This window comes from Kitasatospora sp. NPDC004289 (assembly GCF_053602875.1).
The window spans coordinates 35,764-51,449 of record NZ_JBSGEL010000046.1; the positions used below are offsets into that span (position 1 = coordinate 35,764).

Genomic DNA, 15,686 nt, shown 5'->3' on the forward strand with positions numbered 1-15,686 from the left:
TCGCTCAATCGGAGGGCAGTGCGGTGAAGAGCGCCTCGGTGAAGGTGGTCACCCCGGTGAAGCCGAGGCGCTCGTAGAGGCGGACGGCGGTGGCGTTGTCGGCGCGGACGTTGAGCCCGATGTGGTCGGCGGTCTCCGCCAGGCGGTTGCAGAGGGCGGCCACGCAGGCCGCCGCCGCGCCGCGTCCGCGCAGCTCGGGCAGGGTGGTGACGTTGCCGAGCACCGCCACCCGCTGCTCCGCCGACCACGCGTGCACCCCGGCCACCGCCGCCAGTCGCCCCTCGTGCCGGACGCCCACGTACTGGCCGGTGTCGAGCATCCGGTCGTCGAACCAGTTGCCGGGGTAGGCGGCGGCGAACAGCCCCAGCAGCTCCGGGAGTTCGCTCCGGGTGAGCACGGCCGGCTCCCACTGGTCGGGCTCGTGCGCGGTGGTGGGTGCGGGGTCGGTCAGCACCATCCGCAGCAGTGTGTCGCTGCCGGTACGGCGGTACGCGCCCTCCAGGACCTTCACGGCGCCCTCCGGCAGGTGCCCGATGAAGCGCCGCGGCAGCACCGGCAGCAGCGCGGCGGCCAGCTCCTCCGCCCCCGCCGCCCGCTCCGGCCGTGCCGACACCAGCACCGTCGGGGTCTCGCCGACGGCGTACAGCAGTGCCACCGGGCCCTCGTCGTCGAGGGTGTACCAGCTGGTGTGCGGCCACAACAGGTCGTCCAGGTCGCCGAGTTCGAGCAGGTGCGGCGCCGGGTCGCGGAGCAGGCGGGCGCCGAGGGCGGCCCGGTCGTGCAGGCTGTGCAGGGTGTGCTGAGACATCCCGGCAGCCTACCTGGGCCGCCTGGCGCGGGATCAGAGGTAGACGTTGCCCACGCTGGAGGCGAAGTCGGGGGAGGTGCGGTGGTGCATGGCCGCCGAGTGGGCGGGGAGCGGGTGGTGGCGGCCCAGCTCGGTGTGGTGGTTCTGACGGTTGCCCAGCTGTGCGAGCCGGCGCAGGGCGGTCCTGACGGTCGTGATCATGCGGTTCACGTGCACGCCTCCGGGGCTCCGGTGGAGTGGATCCCACTCCCTCGGTGATCACGCTAGGCGCGGACGCCCCTCGTGGGGAAGGGAGTTGAGCGAAACCTGAGGCGGGAGGTAGGGGCCGGTCAGGAGGGGTCGCCGTTGAGCCGTCCGAAGGGGACGTGCACGCTGGGGCTGGGTCGCACTGTCCCTCGGCGTCACGCGACAGGCGGGCGGGCCCTTCGGGTTGTTTCGGCGCGGGCAGTTCGCGGACGATGTCCACCCGAGTTGTTGCCAGGTGTCGCAGGCCGTTGCGCTGTCCGCTTCGGGGGTGGTCAGAGGGCGGCTGTGGGTGCCGCAGGGGTGGGCGGGGCCGTGGGTTCGGTCGCGGCCCCAGGCGATCGAGTCAGGGGTGAGTCGCCGCGGTCCGCTTGTGTAGTCGACGAGGGCGGCGCGGTAGGCGGGGAGGTTGAGTGGGGTGGAACCGCAAGGTACTTTGCGCACGGGCACGGTTCGCCGTCCTCGTCGCAGTACCCGTGCTCGTCCTCGTTGTGCTTCGTCGGTTCCTTCACGGGAACTGCTTCCACTGCACTGGAGTTGACAGGCCATCAGGCGCGGGCGCCGGACGGATGAGACCCAGCCCTCAGTGACAGGACCCCTCGAACGTGACCGTGTTCTTCGGCGACTTCGAAGACTTCTCCAACATCGACTTCCGCCAACTCGAACCGAACGAATACAAGTTGGCGGAGGCTCAGGCCAGGGTCCGGAAGGCCAGAAAGCTCGATCTCCAGCCAGAGCTGGATGACGTGAAGACTGTCGTTCGGGGGGCATGGCACAAGATCCACACCCTTGGCGGTCCGATCAGCGCGAAGGGTGACCGTCTTTACGTGCTTTCCTTCGCGGCCCCGTTCCCCTACGTCAAGGTCGGCCGCACGCCACATCTCCGATCCCGAATCGTCGAGCATGAGCGTGTGGCCAGGACCCAGTTCGGCATCCTGCTGGACGCCTGGGTCTCGCCGCCACTGACAGACGCCACGCCGTGGGAGAGCCGGGTCGTGGCGCTGCTTGATGGTGAGGTCGACGGCCAGCGGGTGCGGAAGTGTGTTGACCTGAAGGAGTACTACCACGGCCTCGACTTCAGACTGGGGGTCCTAATGAACTTGATTGGGTGATGTCGGACCCGTTCGCCTGACAGCGACCGCTCGGCTCCAGTAGCCCCGGGCTATGAGGTACGCGCAGGGCGGCGGGTTGACCGACGCAGGGAGGGCCGCACGGGAGCGGATCCAGCTGCAGGCCGTGGAACGCTTCGAGGGCGGGGAGAAGAACGGGGAGATTGCTGCCACGTTGCGGGTCAGCGAGCGGTCGGTGGAACGATGGCGCCGGCAGTGGCGTGAGCATGGAGAGTCCGGAGTCCTATCGAAGGGATCACCCGGTCGTCCGAGGCTCAGTGAAAAGCAGATCGCCAGGCTGGAGCGGGAGTTCGAGCGCGGTCCGCTGGGTCACGGCTGGTCGGATCAGCGCTGGACGCTGGCGCGGGTGAAGACGCTGATCGGCCCACTGTTCCACGTGAGCTACACGGTCGAGGGCGCGTGGCGGCTGCTGAAGCGGCATGGCTGGTCGTGGCAGCAACCGGCCCGCCGGGCGATCGAGCGTGACGACGCGGCGGTGGAGCTGTGGAAGGAGGAGGTGTGGCCGCGGGTAAAAGCACTGCGGCGGGTCGCGGCGCCTGGATCGTCTTCGAGGACGAGGCCGGGCAGTCGATGACGCCGCCGCGCGCCAGAACCTGGGGCCGCATCGGGCACACACCCGTCGTCCGCGTGCGCGGTCGGGGAGCCGGTCGGGTCTCGATGGCGGGCAGGGCCTGCTACAAACCGGGCGAACGGTCCCGACTGATCTACGCGATCCGCGAGTACCGAGGCCGCACGGGCGAGCCGAAGGGCTTCGGCTGGCATGACTTCCGCGACCTGATCGTCCGTGCACGCATCCAGCTCGGCGGACCGATCGTCCTCGTCTGGGACAACGCCCGCATCCACCTCGTGCCGCCACTCAAGGCGTTCTTCGAGGCCAACGCGCACTGGCTGACCGTCTTCCAACTTCCCACCTACGCGCCCGGCCTCAACCCGCAGGAGGGCATCTGGTCGCAGGTCAAACGGGACATCGGCAACCTTGCGGCCGCCGACCTCGGGCAACTGACAAGGGCGGTCAAGCGCAAGCTCAAGCAAATCCAGTACCGCCCATGCCTCGTCGACGGCTGCCTCGCCGACACTGACCTGATCATGGACGGCTCAGTACCTCCCCCAACTCCCATACGCTCCACCTTCACATCGCGCCGCACCCGACATGATCAAGCGTGAGCCACCTCGCCGACCTTCACCCCCCCTCACCGCCCCCATCCCTACGGCCGGGCGACAGGTTCTGGCCTGCTTAGATACCCGGGTGACCGACCTGACCGCGACTTCCCCCTGCCCCTGTGTGCTCTGTGATTCCGCTGCCTCCGCGACCTTCGGCGCGCGGAGGCAGCGCAGGAAGCACTGGGCCTCGGTGATCGCACACGTCCGCGAGCATGGCTGGCACGTGGTCGGCGTGAGTGGCGGCGGTGAAGTCCCCGACTGGGCCTTCACCGTCGGCCTGTGGCACTCCTACCGGATCCCGGAGGCCGCCATGTTCGGCCTGGAGCTGCACGGCCTGATGCACTGGGTCGGCGATGCCGCCGCCCGGATTCGCGACGGGGCATCAACGGAGCCCGGCGCACTACTCGCCGGCGTCATCGAGGGCTACCAGCTCCGGTGCCAACCGGTGGATCCCAGTTGGCACCATCCACTGCTCGGTACGTCCGTCGGCTTCTACCGGCGGACCCCAGTCCCCGTCGTCCAGTTGGTCTGGCCTGACCGGGAACACCGCTGGCCCTCGGACGAGCAGGCCAGCCCGGCCTGCCGCGCGCAGCCCAACCTCCAGCTTCCGGTCGACGAGCACCCAAAGGGGGTCTGGACCCAGGAAGCTGCCTGACAGCGAAGCTGCGGGGCCGACGCCCTTCTGGAGTTCCAAGAGAGCTCAAAGACAGGTACTCACCGACATCACCCAATCAAGTTCAGTAGCAACCGGTCTGGTCAATCCAGGCACCGACGGAGCACCTAGTCAGCCGTGAACTCCTCGGCGAGGATCTCCACCTCACTCGGACCAGTGATGGTCAACCACTGGAGCGCACAGCGGTTGTTGTGGTGCTGAAGAAGATGGCGGGCCTCGGCCGGCCACGGGCCCTGCCGGGGCAGCTCCCGCACGACGACTTCGTCCACGAAGTCGCAATCGGGGCCAGAGAAGTCAGCTCTCGCATGCAGGACACCCACAAGGTGCAGGGTCGCACGAGCACTCTCCGAACGGAGCTCGATGATGGCCTCGCTCGGCTGCAGATCGGTCCGAATGACAACCGACGTCAACCAGTAGAAGTGGCCGCGCAGTGCTTCAAGGGTCACGGCGGAACGGTACCCCGATCACATCTGGCCCCTTGCGCCACGGCCCGCAGTCCAGCGGCCCGAGACCACGGAACACCCGACGCAGACCAGATCAACCGGGACGAACACCGCCGAACGGACCTGCCGAACCAGATCCATTGGAACTTCAACCCCTGCTGCCGTCCCCATCGGTCTGGTCGCCGGAGGTCAGCGCACCCAGCATGGACCAGATCAAGGGGGAACTTCACCCACGTCGTCCACCTGCTCCTGGACGACCTCGCCGCCCCGATCCCCGCCCACCGCCACTACCAGGACGCCCCCCCGCGGCCTCGCCGCCCTCTTCAACGCCGAGGAGAGGTACGCCTCGGACATGGAGCTGACCCGGGCCGCGCTCCTGCACGCCCGGATGAAGCCGATGCCCGAACGGTACTGATCAGCAGGTTGAAGCCGGTCCCCGATCGGGGACCGGCTTCAACCTGCTCTCTGGTCGCTCTTCCCCGCCGTCACCGGGGTGCCGGTGATCCGGCCCTGCCGCTGGGTGACGAGGGTGCGCAACCGCTCGCGGACGGTCTCCTCGGGGGCGAGCCACCGGACGCTGGAGGGGGCGGGGAGGTGGCGGTCGGCCATGAAGTGGGCGATGGGCGGGGATCGAGGCGGCGAGACGGACCAGGGTGGCGCCAGGGCGGTCTGGTCGCCGGTGATGGCGTGGTGGAAGGCGAGCGTTGCCTAGAGAAGGATTGGCCAAGGCAGCCTGCCATGTCGCCTCAATCCAATGCAGCGGCTCAGTACTTCGGTGGTGCACAATCAAAGGATGTCCCTGTGCTGCGATTCGGTATTGCCACTCCTGTCTGGCGCAACTTCAGGAGCGACCGCTCCTCAGTGGCTGTCCGGCATTGGATCCGTCTGTGCCGTGGCGGCGGCCGTCATCGGCATGATTATCAACGGGTCTAAGAGTCGTAAGGACCAGAAGGCGCGGGATGATGAGCGCTCCGACTCGGAGGCTGCGCAAGCCCGATCCGTTCTGCTTTCGATTATCCTGCGACCTGACGCTAGCCCACAGGCTGCTACGCCGTATGAACGACTGCAGCTTGCCGTAACAAATCACAGTTCCGAGCCGATTCTAAGCTTGGCTCTCTATGACCCGATGGTCACAGGTGATGGAACCTCATGGATTACACCAGCCCGTAATTGGTCACATCGGCACTAAGGTCCACTTCCGCCTGGCCAAACATGGATCGTTGATCTTCCTGACGACCTCAGTCCAAGCGATGGTTTGTTTGTTCACTCATTCCGGCAAGTGCAGTTCGACGATTACTTGCAGGTCAGCTGCCAGATCCTCGATGCTCGAGGCCTAGAGTGGCAGAGAGTTAACAACAATCCTCCGAAGCGGATCACTATCGGATCCGATTGGGCCCCCATGGGAAATACTCCGCTTCGCATCATTCTGCCATCTGGGTAAGGAAGTCGGTGGCACGTTTTGGGCCGAAGAGGAGCCTGTACGGGATGGAACTGTTCGCGAGCAGCCAACGCCGCATCGTCGGTAGTGTAGTCGGCTTGGTTCTGGCTATTCAGTCGATACTCTCCTGATCATTGCCTTCGAATGCCCCGGCTTTGGCGTTGGGTGACGAGGGTATGCCACTGAACTTGATTGGGTGATGTCGGAGTTGTTTGCCTGACGGCGGTGGGCGGGCTCCAGTAGCCCTGAACCGTGAGATACGCGCAGGGCGGCGGGTTGACCGACGCCGAGAGGGCCGCGCGGGAGCGGATCCGGCTGCAGGCCGTGGAACGCTTCGCGGGCGGGGAGAAGAACAAGGAGATCGCTGCCGCGCTGCGAGTGTCGGGGCGGTCGGTGGAGCGGTGGCGCCGCGCCTGGAGCGAGCGGGGCGAGGCCGGGGTCTCCTCGAAGGGTTCGCCGGGGCGACCGAGGCTCAGTTCGGCCCAGATTGCCAGGCTGGAGCGGGAGTTGGAGCGCGGTCCGTTGGCCCACGGGTGGGCGGACCAGCGGCGGACGCTGGCCCGGGTGAAGACGCTGATCGGCCGGCTGTTCCACGTGAGCTACACGGTGGAGGGCACCTGGCGACTGCTGCGGCGGCGCGGCTGGTCGTGGCAGCAGCCGACTCGGAGGGCGATCCAGCGCGACGACACGGCGGTGGAGCGGCGGAAGAAGGAGACCTGGCCGCGGGTAAGAGCACCGCGGCGGGTCGCGGCGCCTGGATCGTCTTCGAGGACGAGGCCGGGCAGTCGATGACTCCGCCGCGCGCCAGGACCTGGGGCCGCATTGGACAGACACCCGTTGTCCGCGTGCGTGGCCGCGGTTCCGGCCGGGTCTCGATGGCGGGCATGGCCTGCTACAAGCCTGGTGAGCGCTCCCGGCTGATCTACGCAATCCGCGAGTACCGGGGCCGCAAGGGCGAGCCGAAGGGCTTCGGATGGCGTGACTTCCGGGACCTGATCGTCCGCGCCCGCATCCAGCTCGGCGGCCCGGTCGTCCTCGTCTGGGACAACGCCCGCATCCACCTGGTGCCACCGCTCAAGGCGTTCTTCGAGGCCAACGCCCACTGGCTGACCGTCTTCCAACTGCCCACCTATGCGCCGGACCTCAACCCGCAGGAGGGCATCTGGTCGCTGGTCAAGCGCGACATCGGGAACCTGGCCGCCGCCAACCTCGACCAGCTCACCCGAGCCGTCAAGCACAAGCTCAAGCAGATCCAGTACCGCCCACACCTCGTCGACGGCTGCCTCGCCGGCACTGAGCTCACCTTGGACGACTGACCGACATCACCAAATCAAGTTCAGTAGCTGCCGAGCGGTACACCCCGGAGGAGGTGTTCGAGTGGCTGAGGAAGGACGCGGAGGGAAACCCCGATGCCCAGTAGGCCGCTCGATGGACCCAACGTCAGCTCCGGCGGGCGGGCTGCCGAACGTCGAGGGCCCCACCGGGCGATTTCCGGTGGGGCCCTCGGTGCTTCGTTGCGGCAGCTACACGTCGAAGCGTGCGGCGAAGGTGGTGAACGCCTGCCAGGCCGGCGCCTCGAAGACGAGGGCGGGCCCGTCGGGGTCCTTGCTGTCACGGACGGGGACGATGCCGGGCAGGCCGTCGACGACCTCGACGCACGCGCCGCCACCGTTGCTGTGGCTGCTCTTGCGCCACCCGGTCAACTCGCTCGCCTTCATGATCCTCATGCTTTCGTCTCCTTCAAGATCGAGGCAATTCGCTCCCGCGACTGAGGCACCGTCAACGCCACGGTCCGCAAGTGATCGTAGAGACGTACGGCTTTCCGGAAGAAGTCGGGCGAGGCGAGTATCGTCCCGTCGATGGGATTCTCCACGTACACCACACCCGGACTCTCCGAGAACGCTAGGATCGTGAGGACTCCACCCATCCCCTGGTGAGCACCGATCTCCCGGGGAAGTACCTGGATCTCCACATCGAGTTCCGCCTTCGCGTCGATCAGGAACTCCAGCTGCTCCCGCATCACCGCTGGCCCGCCGATCTGACGCCGCAACACGAACTCGTCGACGATGAACCAGCAGGTCGGCGCGTCAGCCGCGCGCAGGCGCTCCTGCCGCTGGAGTCGCAGCGCCAACTTCTCCTCGGGGTTCGGTACTTGCGCCTCCCAGATGACCTCGCGGGCGTACGCCTCCGTCTGCAGGAGACCGCTGACCAACTGAATTTCGAGGCTGCGAATGTCCTCGGCCCGCTTCTCGTGCTCGGTGTAGTCGAGTAGGTAAGGCTCGTGGAACGCCTGTTGGACCAATGGCCACAGCCGCGACAGCCCGCCATGTGCGTTGAGGACCTGGTCGAGTCGGTCGAGGAGTTCCTTCTTCGGTGCCCGCCGCGCTCGTTCGACGAGGCCGATCGTGTCGGCGGTGTAGCCGAGGAGTTCGCCGACCTGGTCCTGGCTCAGGCCGGCCCGGTCACGGTAGGCGCGGATCTCGTTCGCGACGAACGCCAGCGGGGTCGACGCGGGATCGACTGGTTTCGGGCTTCCCATCGGTCCCCTCCGGTGGTCCGACAGTGTTGGTTGTCGGAGAGACAGTGCCGTGGCGGTGGTGGAGGCTGCCCCTCCAGGCGGGGCCCGACAGTTCGAGGTGTCGGGCCGTCACACCTGGTGATCGTAGCGCTGCGTGCCGATGCTGATACCCAGAACGAGCCAACGGGCAAGGCTGCAGGCCGAAGCCCGCCGGACGAATGGGTGCAGCATGACCAAGCAGTGGACGATCCCGGATCGGCGGACGGCGATCCCCGACTTTGACCAGCGGGTCGGCTCCGCCGACTTCGAAGCCTTCGCCACCGACTACCGCAACGGCTGGCAGGCGAGGGGTCGGATGCGCTGCACCGACCCGATGGCCAAGGGATCCGGGAGCGACCAGTGACGGCCGTCGCCCCGCCGAGACCGCGGGCCCCCGCCCGGCCAGGCTGCCTCGCCTGTGTCTGGCTCGACAGCATCGAACGTCAGCAAGCCGCCCCAGACGCGCCGATCCTGATGGACCCGTCGAAGATCGCCGACGCCCGGCGGCACGACTGTGATCCGGCAGAGCGGGCTACCGCGGCCGAGGTTGCGGGGAGGATGGGAGCGGCGATGGCCGTCGTCTGGCAACGGCACGCAGCCCTCCGGACCCGGATCAGCCAGCCCCGGCGGTCAGCATGACCGCACCGAACGACGCCTCGTGGATCTCGATCCGCGTCTACGACCGCCGCCCTGACGGCACGGCAGCCGAGCGGGCACCCCGGCAGCGCTACGGCGGTGACCTCGCTGCAGGTCTTCGCGAGTACCCGCCGTGCGAGTGTCCCGGCCCGTGCCCCCTGCGAGGCGAACGGCCGTGACCGACGACGACCGGTTCGCCCAGCGGCGGCGTGAGGCCCGGTACTGGGTCCTGCTCGCGCTCGTCGGCACGGCCGTTCTGCTCGGCGCCCTCACCCGCTGAGCACCCCCTTGAACTCCCGGCAGGAGAAGTCGAGTTCTACTGCCGGGCTGCACAACGCCCGTCTCGGCCAGTCACAACCCTGGTAGGTCCGCTAGCCGAGACGGGCGAGGCTCCGCCGCACGACCCGAGGCACTGGACGGTGCCCCGGATTCGACATGATGCGAGGAGACATCAGTATGTCCGAAACGATCGACGTCCGAACGCTGCTCACCCCCGACCAGTTCGACCTGGTCGTCCACACCGTGCAGGACAACAACCCCGGCATGGCGCAGGAGCTGGCGGAGCGCATCGTCACCGACGCGCTCAAGTTCGTCGCCACCGCCCGCACCTTCCCGAAGGTGCCGATCACGCCGTCCAACGTCGTGGACGAGGGCTGGCACGCGCTGATCCTCCACACCAGCACGTACGCCGAACTCTGCGGCAGGCTCGGCGGGTTCGTCCACCACTACCCGGAGCGGCCAGACCCCTGCCGGCACGACGAGGGTGTCCTGCTGCGGACCGTCGCCCTGATCGAGAAGACCGGCTACACCGCCGACCGTGAGCTGTGGCTCAGCCCGACGCGGAACCTCGTCGTCGTCGCCGCGCAGTGCTCGCACACGCCGGTGCCGGGCGGATGCGGTCCGATCAACCCCGGCGCGTGCGCCTCGCACTGCTCCGGCGGCGGGGGCGGCGGCGGTGAGGGTGGTGGCAGCGGTGCGACCCGGGGCATGTGAGCCCCGCTAGCCTGAGGCTCCATCAACACGGGAGGCGGGGCCGATGAACGAGGACGAAGCCGAGCGGGCAGCGAGCGAACTACGACGCCAGGGCCTTCGAGGGGTGGCCGGGCCCTTGGACCCTGACCATCCGGAGGGCGAGTGGCGGGTGTTCGACGGCGCGGACCCGGCGACCCGGCGGGAGATCACCGACGCGACGCTACATGTCCGGCGGGTCGGGCCTCGGCGCGGCTTCGTCCTACCGTCCAACCCCTGACCGACTGACTGTGACCGCCACCCAGCAGGACCGGGTGGCGGTCACAGCTGGTCGGCGATGGCCTGGGCGACGCCGGGCGGCGGTGGACCTCCCGGAGGCGGTCAGCCCGGTTCTCAGGACGGATCGGCACAACGGTTGGTGAGGCCGAGAGCCCAGGCGACGGTGGTGAACGGCAGCCGGTCGAGGTGGGGCCACGGGTCGATGCTGTCGTTCGGGCGGGGGCCGAGGACGCCGACCCACAACGGCCGGAGCCGGCCGTCGACCGGGATTGTGATGCGGCGCAGGCGAAACGCCGCCCTCCTCCATTCGAGGGGCTGCGGCCACCTGGTGGCGAGACGCTCCTCGGCGAGAATGATGCTCCCCCGGGCGGCGTGGTGGGTGGCGCACCGGCCGTGGTGGCCCGGGCGGACGGAGGGCTGACGGCGGGTCAGCGCTTGGTGGCGAAGACCTCCAGCTGGCCCTTCGCCTGGGCCTCGACCGCCAGCTGGGCACCGATCATGACCTGTGGGGAGCCGGTCTCCTTGGAGGGGCAGAAGCGGGCGTCCTTGACCGGGACGGAGATGAAGAGGGCCTCCTCGTTGCGGACCAGGACCAGCTGGTTGCCGGTGGCGCACTCCGCGTTGGGGGCGCTGGGCGGGGAGGAGAGCCAGCTGACGGCCTGGTAGAGGCTCTCGCCCGGGCCGATGACGGTCGCGTTCGCCCGGTCGGTGACGAACTTGACGTCGCCGATCACGCCGGTGACCAGCTTGTGGAAGGTGCCGGCCCCGTCGGTGCGCACGTCGGCCGGGCCGTAGAGCTTGCACGGCTTGGCGGAGACGTTGGTCAGCTTGATGACGCCGGACCAGCGCGGGGAGGCGCTCTTGTCCAGCCCGGTCAGCACGCCGGTGACGTCGGTCTCCTTCTCGGAGCCGCCGCAGGACGGGGCGTCGGGCCGGCCGGTCGAGGTGGGCGTGGTGGAGGTCGGAGCGGGGACGGTCGGCGACGCGCCGCCGCCCGTGGCCGCCGAGGGGGCGGAGCCGGAGGCCGTCGGGGAGGCCTTGGTGTCACCGGCCGCCACCGGGGCTCCGGTGGAACTGCAGGCGCTGAGCGCGAGGACCGCGCAGGCCAGGGTGGTGGTGGCGGTGAGGTGACGGTTCTTCAAGGAGGGCTCCCAGGACGGTGAACGGCCCGCTGCTCGGACGGGCCCACACCCAGTACGTTCCGGGCGGGCGGTTCGGTTGCACCCGCGAGCCGGATTTCTGTCGGTGGTCCGTCAGGCGCTGTCGGCGGGGAGGCGCGGGACGTCGGCCCGGTAGAAGCTGACGAGCAGTCCGAAGGCCTCGCCGTGCTCGGGATCCTGGCCGGGGTGGGCGGCCCGGGTCTCGATGGAGCGGGCGAGTTCGCGGGCCTGCTCGGGGGTGAGCCAGAGGTGGCTGAGGCGGGTGTGGGTGGTGTCGTCCCGCTCGGGCAGCATCTCGGCGAGCGCGGCCTCCACCAGGAAGCGGGCCCCGCCGCCCTCCTCCTCCGGCAGTCGGAAGCCCCGGCTGACCAGCGCGAAGTACTGCTCGGTGCCGCCCCGCACCTGCCGGGTCTCGGCGACCCGGACCAGCCCGGCGTCCTGGAGCACCCGGACGTGGTGGCTGACGGTGCCCTTGGCCAGGCCGGTGGCCTCCGCCAACTGCCGCAGGGTGGCCGGGCGTTGGCGCAGCGCGTTGACCATCTTGTGGCGGACGGGGTGGCCGAGGGCCTTGAAGTGCGCGGGGGAGTCGAGCGTCAGCGGCTCGTCGTCCTCGGGGGGTTCCATGCGGAAAGTGTCCATGGAATTCGACGCTTTGACAATCGTGCCCCTCCCGCCCCAGACTCCTGCTCGACCGGAAGCGTCCGTATCCGTCGACACTTTCAACTGGGGGAACCGCATGCCCATCTCCACCGCCCGCATCGCCACCGACCGCGCCGACCTCCTGCGGGCCGCCCTGCCCCTGGGGCCCGACGGCCGCCTGGCCCTGGCCGGCGGCGTCTGCACCGCCACCGCCACGGCGGACGGCCTCGAACTGACCGCCACCGCGCCGGACTCCGCTTCCCTGGAGGAGATCCGACGCACCGTCACCCGCCTGTCGGCCGACGGGCCGGCGGTGGAGTGGGACGCCCCGTACGGCGGGGACAGCCTGGAGACCACCCACCCGGTCGCCGCCGAGTACGTGCTCGCCCACTGCACCCCCGCCGACCAGGTGCTGCGCGAGCTGGAGGCCGAGACCCGCGCCCTCACCGGCGGGGCCGCCCGGATGCAGGTCTCGCACGACGAGGGCGCCTTCCTGACCCTGTTGACCCGGCTGGTCGGAGCCCGCCGCGCCGTCGAGGTCGGAGTCTTCACCGGCTACTCCTCGCTCTGCATCGCCCGCGGCCTGGCCGACGGGGGCCGCCTGCTGGCCTGCGACGTCAACGAGGAGTGGGGATCGATCGCCCGCCGCCACTGGGAGCGGGCCGGCGTCGCGGACCGGATCGACCTGGTGATCGCCCCCGCCCTGGACACCCTGCGCGCCCTGCCCGACGCGCCCGAGCTCGACCTCGCCTTCGTGGACGCCGACAAGGCCGGCTACCCCGCCTACTACGAGGAACTCGTGCCCCGGCTGCGCCCGGGCGGCCTGATCGTGCTGGACAACGTCTTCCTCGGCGGCCGCGTCCTCGACCCGGCCTTCGACGGGCCGGACCACCGCGCGATCCGCGAGCTCAACGCCTTCGTCGCGGCCGACCCCCGGGTCGAGGCGGTCATGCTGCCGCTGCGCGACGGGGTGACGGTCGCCCGCAAGCGCTGAGCCGTCCGGGGCGGTCCCGCGCGACACGGCGGGTCGTTTCGCGGAAGTCCTTGACCGAGGAGCTGGTTAGGCGCCATATTACTTCTCGTGACCCCGCAGTCCGCATTCGACCCTGGCGCCCCGAGCCTCGATCAGGCGCGCCGCCAGATCTCCCGATACGGCCTCGCGGCCGACCCGCAGGCGGTGCTCGTCGCTGCCCGGCTGATGGCGGCCGGCACCCGAGTCAGCCAGGCGGGCGAGGTGCACTTCGGCCGCTTCGGCCTCTCCACCGGCCGGTACCGGCTGCTCGCCGACCTGGAGGACCACGGCGGTGAGAAGTCGCCGTCCCAACTCGCGGCCGGCCTCGGGGTCTCCCGGGCGACCGTGACCGGGCTGGTCGACGGCCTGGAGCGGGAAGGCCTGGTGGCCAGACGTCCGTCCGCGGAGGACGGGCGCGGCAACGTGGTGATCCTCACCGCGCGCGGGGCCGACCGGCTGCGCACGCTGGCTCCGGAGCACTTCGCCCGGATGCAGGCGATGGTCGGCGGGCTCTCCGAGGAGGAGCGCGCCACCTTCCTCGACCTGCTGGCCCGTGTGGTGGCGGGCGTTGACGCACTCACCGAAGACTGACTCCCGCTCAGGCGGGCCGCATGGCGGCCCGCCTTCCTTCGACCCTATTAGTTAGGGACCTAAGTACAAGTCTTGGGCCTCCCGTCAACCAATGGAAAGAGACCGTTCATGCGGACGAGAACTCCTGACGCTCCGGCGCCGTACGTCCTGTGGAAGGAGGTGCTGCCCGCCTACCTCATGCCCGCCGTGATGGCGAGCGCCGGCGGCTTCGCCTCCGGCCAGCCGCAGTTGGTGGCCGCCGCCCTCACCACCATCGGCGGCTCCTCCGCCCTGGTGGCCGGCGCGCTCACCGTCGCCCTGCACCGCCGCCCCGTGCCGGCCCGCCCGCCGCGGACCCCGAGGCTGCTCGCGGCCCTCGCCGTGGGCCTCGCCGGTGCCGCCGCCGGCCTGGCCGTCGGCCTCGCCGCCTCCCAGCTGCTGCCGCTGATCCCCGCGCTCGACGGCAGCCCGTGGCCGGGTCGGCTGCCCGCCGACTTCGCGATCTCCTCCGCGATAGCCGGCACCATCGCGACCTTCCGCTGGCGCGGCAGCCGCGCCGCGCAGCGGGCTGCCGCCGCAGCCGCCACTGCTTCCGCTCCCGCTTCCGCCACCGCCGAGCCTGCTCAGGCTCCGCTCCTCGAAGGGCAGCCCTCGTGATCGTCGTCATGGGCGCCGCCGGCGCCACCGGCAGCGCCACGCTGCACGCACTCGCCGCCTGCGGCGTGCCGACCCGCTCCCTCACCCGCGACCCCGACGGACTCGCTTCGTCGCTGGACGGCTCCGTCCTCGCCACCACGGAGGTGCTGGCCGCCGACGCCGCCGACCCGGACTCGCTGCGGGCCGCCTTCAAGGGCGCCGAGCAGCTCTTCCTCACCATGGCCAACGGACCGCAGCAGGTGCGGTACGAGCTGAACGCCGTCGAGGCCGCCCTCGACAGCGGGATCCGACACGTCGTCAAGATCTCGGCACCGGCCGCCGAGGCGGACTCGCCCGTCGAGGTCTCCCGCGGCCACCACCTCATCGAGGAGCGGCTGCGCGCGACCGGCATCACCACCACCGTCCTGCGGCCGTACGCCTTCCTGCAGAAGCTGCTGCTCCTGGCGCCCGGCATCGCCGCCGCGGGCGTGGTGACCGGCGCGATGGGCGTGGCACGCTGCAACTACGTGGACGTCCGCGACATCGGCGAGCTGGCCGCCGAGACCCTCATCCGCCCCGAACTGGCCGGCGGCACCTACCCGCTGACCGGTCCCCGGGCCTACAGCTACCCCGAACTCGTGGACGTGCTGGGGGAGTTGCTCGGTCGGACGGTCCGCTACGTGGACCTAGGGCCGGACGGCCTGCGGGCTCACCTGATCGAGCGGGCCGGGATGCCGGAGTGGCTGGCCACCCACGTGGTGGAGATCCAGCAGTTGGCGGTGGTCCGGGAGGAGCGGCCGGACGACACCTTCCGGCGGGTCACCGGGCGGGAGCCCCGGACCCTGGAGGCCTTCCTCGCCGAGAACCTCCACGTCTTCCGCTGACGAGTGGCGGAGGTGGGGGTGTGATCCTCCCTTCGGGTGGGTTGAGGTTCGATGGGCGGCGGTGGCGGGCAGAGCCCGTTCCGTGACGAACTCATCCTCCGCAGCCTCCGCAGGGCGCCGGTCGCGCCCCCGCCGCCGCCCGTCCCGCCCCGCCGTCGGCCTGCAGGCCCACCGCGCCCCGGCGCCGCCACGGCACACCGGCCGGGGCGGGTGCTGCCGGACCTGGTCCAGCGAACGCCGCGAGCGGAGCGGCCGCGTCGTGCGCACCACGTGGCACGAACCGGCCTGCAAGGCCGCGGCGGGACACTGCGGGTGACGGACCCTCACGGCCCGCGCGGTGGCGGGCGGTTCGCCGCTGGGGAGAGGGCGCTCGGCGTGCGGCCGAACGGGTGGGATCGGGGGCCGTACGGTTCGGCGTTCGGCTGAACGAGTTACGGAGCGTGACTTT

At 70.0% G+C, this 15,686-nt stretch carries 18 protein-coding genes; 10 read left to right on the top strand and 8 right to left on the bottom strand.

Annotated features, from left to right (window positions below):
• Positions 1-4 precede the first annotated feature (4 nt).
• Together ACWEPF_RS27060 and ACWEPF_RS27065 are read right to left on the bottom strand one after the other, a co-directional pair.
• A complete protein-coding gene (locus ACWEPF_RS27060) occupies positions 5-808 on the bottom strand; it encodes a GNAT family N-acetyltransferase (RefSeq protein WP_452174575.1) in 804 nt (267 codons plus the stop codon).
• Between the two features lie 33 nt (positions 809-841).
• The gene (locus tag ACWEPF_RS27065; protein ID WP_452174576.1) at positions 842-1,018 is read right to left on the bottom strand and encodes a hypothetical protein; all 177 of its coding nucleotides are present in this window, start codon (positions 1,016-1,018) and stop codon (positions 842-844) included.
• Between the two features lie 638 nt (positions 1,019-1,656).
• On the opposite strand from ACWEPF_RS27065, the gene ACWEPF_RS27070 reads away from it, so the two are divergent.
• The 3 genes from ACWEPF_RS27070 (at position 1,657) to ACWEPF_RS27080 (ending at position 3,997) form a co-directional block, all read left to right on the top strand.
• Complete coding sequence (locus ACWEPF_RS27070; protein WP_452174577.1) at positions 1,657-2,163, top strand: hypothetical protein; 507 nt, start codon at positions 1,657-1,659, stop codon at positions 2,161-2,163.
• Positions 2,164-2,215: 52 nt separating this feature from the next.
• Positions 2,216-3,345, top strand: a protein-coding gene (locus ACWEPF_RS27075) for an IS630 family transposase (protein ID WP_452174578.1) whose coding sequence is annotated in 2 segments (ribosomal slippage) — positions 2,216-2,711 and positions 2,711-3,345 — 1,131 coding nt in all. Because the reading frame shifts where the segments join, the coding sequence is not laid out codon by codon here.
• Positions 3,346-3,427: 82 nt separating this feature from the next.
• Positions 3,428-3,997: a DUF4262 domain-containing protein gene (locus ACWEPF_RS27080; RefSeq protein ID WP_452174579.1), complete on the top strand. Its 570-nt coding sequence runs from the start codon at positions 3,428-3,430 to the stop codon at positions 3,995-3,997.
• Between the two features lie 125 nt (positions 3,998-4,122).
• On the opposite strand, the gene ACWEPF_RS27085 is transcribed toward ACWEPF_RS27080, so the two are convergent.
• Positions 4,123-4,461 (bottom strand): hypothetical protein, encoded by a 339-nt coding sequence (locus ACWEPF_RS27085; protein ID WP_452174580.1) that lies wholly within the window; start codon positions 4,459-4,461, stop codon positions 4,123-4,125.
• Between the two features lie 450 nt (positions 4,462-4,911).
• Positions 4,912-5,067, bottom strand: a complete 156-nt coding sequence (locus tag ACWEPF_RS27090; RefSeq protein ID WP_452174581.1) for a hypothetical protein — start codon at positions 5,065-5,067, stop codon at positions 4,912-4,914.
• A 1,081-nt stretch (positions 5,068-6,148) separates the two neighbouring features.
• Here ACWEPF_RS27090 and ACWEPF_RS27095 point away from each other — a divergent pair.
• A protein-coding gene (locus ACWEPF_RS27095; RefSeq protein ID WP_452174582.1) for an IS630 family transposase occupies positions 6,149-7,212 on the top strand; the annotation gives its coding sequence in 2 pieces (ribosomal slippage) (positions 6,149-6,596 and positions 6,596-7,212; 1,065 coding nt in all).
• A 207-nt stretch (positions 7,213-7,419) separates the two neighbouring features.
• Here ACWEPF_RS27095 and ACWEPF_RS27100 read toward each other — a convergent pair.
• Together ACWEPF_RS27100 and ACWEPF_RS27105 are read right to left on the bottom strand one after the other, a co-directional pair.
• Positions 7,420-7,623 carry a DUF397 domain-containing protein gene (locus ACWEPF_RS27100; protein ID WP_345286915.1) on the bottom strand — a complete coding sequence of 68 codons (204 nt, stop codon included), beginning with the start codon at positions 7,621-7,623 and terminating at the stop codon, positions 7,420-7,422.
• A complete protein-coding gene (locus ACWEPF_RS27105) occupies positions 7,620-8,435 on the bottom strand; it encodes a helix-turn-helix domain-containing protein (RefSeq protein ID WP_380150235.1) in 816 nt (271 codons plus the stop codon). Before ACWEPF_RS27105 ends, ACWEPF_RS27100 begins: the two co-directional genes overlap by 4 nt.
• 208 nt (positions 8,436-8,643) lie before the next feature.
• Between ACWEPF_RS27105 and ACWEPF_RS27110 the strand changes: the two genes are divergently transcribed.
• Positions 8,644-8,817 (top strand): hypothetical protein, encoded by a 174-nt coding sequence (locus tag ACWEPF_RS27110; protein WP_452174583.1) that lies wholly within the window; start codon positions 8,644-8,646, stop codon positions 8,815-8,817.
• A 728-nt stretch (positions 8,818-9,545) separates the two neighbouring features.
• Positions 9,546-10,082, top strand: coding sequence for a glycine-rich domain-containing protein (locus ACWEPF_RS27115; protein WP_452174584.1), 537 nt, complete (start codon positions 9,546-9,548; stop codon positions 10,080-10,082).
• A 683-nt stretch (positions 10,083-10,765) separates the two neighbouring features.
• On the opposite strand, the gene ACWEPF_RS27120 is transcribed toward ACWEPF_RS27115, so the two are convergent.
• Entirely contained in the window at positions 10,766-11,479 is a 714-nt protein-coding gene (locus ACWEPF_RS27120; RefSeq protein WP_452174585.1) for a hypothetical protein, read from the bottom strand.
• A gap of 111 nt (positions 11,480-11,590) precedes the next feature.
• On the bottom strand, positions 11,591-12,121 hold the full coding sequence (locus ACWEPF_RS27125) for an ArsR/SmtB family transcription factor (RefSeq protein WP_452174586.1): 531 nt from the start codon (positions 12,119-12,121) through the stop codon (positions 11,591-11,593).
• A 361-nt stretch (positions 12,122-12,482) separates the two neighbouring features.
• Here ACWEPF_RS27125 and ACWEPF_RS27130 point away from each other — a divergent pair, with 361 nt between their 5' ends.
• The 4 genes from ACWEPF_RS27130 to ACWEPF_RS27145 all read left to right on the top strand — a co-directional run bounded on the left by ACWEPF_RS27130 (position 12,483) and on the right by ACWEPF_RS27145 (position 15,238).
• A complete protein-coding gene (locus ACWEPF_RS27130) occupies positions 12,483-13,130 on the top strand; it encodes an O-methyltransferase (protein ID WP_380150236.1) in 648 nt (215 codons plus the stop codon).
• Between the two features lie 87 nt (positions 13,131-13,217).
• Complete coding sequence (locus tag ACWEPF_RS27135) at positions 13,218-13,739, top strand: MarR family winged helix-turn-helix transcriptional regulator (RefSeq protein WP_345284645.1); 522 nt, start codon at positions 13,218-13,220, stop codon at positions 13,737-13,739.
• A gap of 108 nt (positions 13,740-13,847) precedes the next feature.
• Positions 13,848-14,375 carry a hypothetical protein gene (locus tag ACWEPF_RS27140; protein WP_452174587.1) on the top strand — a complete coding sequence of 176 codons (528 nt, stop codon included), beginning with the start codon at positions 13,848-13,850 and terminating at the stop codon, positions 14,373-14,375.
• Positions 14,372-15,238, top strand: coding sequence for an NmrA family NAD(P)-binding protein (locus tag ACWEPF_RS27145; protein WP_452174588.1), 867 nt, complete (start codon positions 14,372-14,374; stop codon positions 15,236-15,238). Before ACWEPF_RS27140 ends, ACWEPF_RS27145 begins: the two co-directional genes overlap by 4 nt.
• Positions 15,239-15,686: the final 448 nt, after the last annotated feature.